The organism is Streptomyces ossamyceticus (assembly GCF_001418475.1).
In the GTDB taxonomy this organism is placed as follows: domain Bacteria; phylum Actinomycetota; class Actinomycetes; order Streptomycetales; family Streptomycetaceae; genus Streptomyces; species Streptomyces ossamyceticus.
This window is the reverse complement of record NZ_LIQX01000847.1, coordinates 1-1,651: the sequence shown is the minus strand read 5'-3', so window position 1 is coordinate 1,651 and position 1,651 is coordinate 1. Positions and strand designations below refer to the sequence as shown.

1 protein-coding gene and 1 other RNA gene are annotated in these 1,651 nt (G+C 72.0%); both read left to right on the top strand.

The window, feature by feature from the left end; all coding sequences use genetic code 11:
- The first annotated feature begins 19 nt into the window (after nt 1-19).
- An RNA gene (gene ffs, locus AOK15_RS41535) (signal recognition particle sRNA small type) lies at nt 20-116 on the top strand.
- Between the two features lie 183 nt (nt 117-299).
- A partial coding sequence (locus AOK15_RS39640) for a DNA polymerase III subunit gamma and tau (protein ID WP_157870517.1) occupies nt 300-1,651 on the top strand: 1,352 nt, incomplete at its 3' end.

Here is a 1,651-nt window from a genome sequence, read left to right as displayed (position 1 = left end):
TGCCATCGGGTACTGTTTGGGCAGCCCCTCACGCGGCGCTATCTGACTGAACTCCCCCAGGGCCGGAAGGCAGCAAGGGTAGGTCGGCTCTGGCGGGTGCGTGGGGGGTCTTTCGTTGTCCCGCTGAGCCCGCCTGGCAGAGTCCTGTGAGCCCGCCCGGCAAAGGGGGCCTGAGAGCCCGCCCGGCAAAGGGTGCCTGAGAGCTGGCCGGGTCGTCGTCCCGGAAGACGGTCCGCTCGGCGCCCGGTCCCGCTTCGGTCGCGTCCGGGTTGTCAGTGGGCGCCTATAACCTCGTAGGCGTGTCGTCTCTCGCGCTGTACCGCCGCTATCGCCCGGAGTCGTTCGCCGAGGTCATCGGGCAGGAGCATGTCACCGACCCGCTGCAGCAGGCGCTGCGGAACAACCGGGTCAATCACGCGTACCTGTTCAGCGGGCCGCGCGGCTGCGGCAAGACGACCAGCGCCCGCATCCTCGCGCGCTGCCTGAACTGCGAGAACGGGCCCACGCCCACCCCGTGCGGCGAGTGCCAGTCCTGTCAGGACCTGGCGCGGAACGGCCCGGGCTCGATCGACGTGATCGAGATCGACGCCGCCTCGCACGGTGGCGTCGACGACGCCCGTGAGCTGCGCGAGAAGGCGTTCTTCGGTCCGGCCGCCAGCCGGTACAAGATCTACATCATCGACGAGGCCCACATGGTCACGTCGGCCGGTTTCAACGCGCTGCTGAAGGTCGTCGAGGAGCCCCCGGAGCACCTCAAGTTCATCTTCGCGACGACCGAGCCCGAGAAGGTCATCGGGACGATCCGTTCGCGTACGCACCACTACCCGTTCCGGCTCGTCCCGCCGGGCACGCTCCGCGACTACCTCGGTGAGGTCTGCGGCAAGGAGAAGATCCCCGTCGAGGAGGGTGTCCTCCCGCTGGTGGTGCGCGCGGGCGCCGGTTCCGTGCGTGACTCGATGTCCGTCATGGACCAGCTGCTGGCCGGCGCGACGGACGAGGGTGTGACCTACGCCATGGCTACGTCCCTGCTGGGCTACACGGACGGGTCGCTGCTCGACTCGGTCGTGGAGGCCTTCGCCTCGGGCGACGGGGCTGCCGCCTTCGAGGTCGTCGACCATGTCATCGAGGGCGGAAACGACCCGCGGAGGTTCGTCGCCGACCTGCTGGAGCGGCTGCGTGACCTGGTGATCCTGGCCGCCGTGCCCGACGCCGTCGAGAAGGGGCTCATCGACGCCCCCGCGGACGTCCTGGAGCGGATGCAGGCCCAGGCGGGCGTCTTCGGCGCCGCCGAGCTGAGTCGCGCCGCCGACCTCGTCAACGAGGGCCTCACGGAGATGCGGGGCGCCAACTCCCCTCGCCTCCAGCTGGAACTGATCTGCGCCCGCGTCCTCCTCCCCGCGACCTACGGCGACGAGCGCTCCGTCATGGCCCGCCTGGACCGGCTGGAGCGCGGCGTGAACTTCTCCGCGTCCGGCCCCGGCCCGGCCATGGGGTACGCCCCCGGGCCCGACGTCCACGGGGCGGCGGGCGCGCCGATGGGCATGGCCCCGCCGGTCGCTCCCGGCCCGCCGGTGCCGCCGGGGGGCGGGCCGGCCGCGGCTCGGGCCGCGGTGCGTGGTGCCGGGGGCGCGGGGGCGCCCGGAGGACAGGG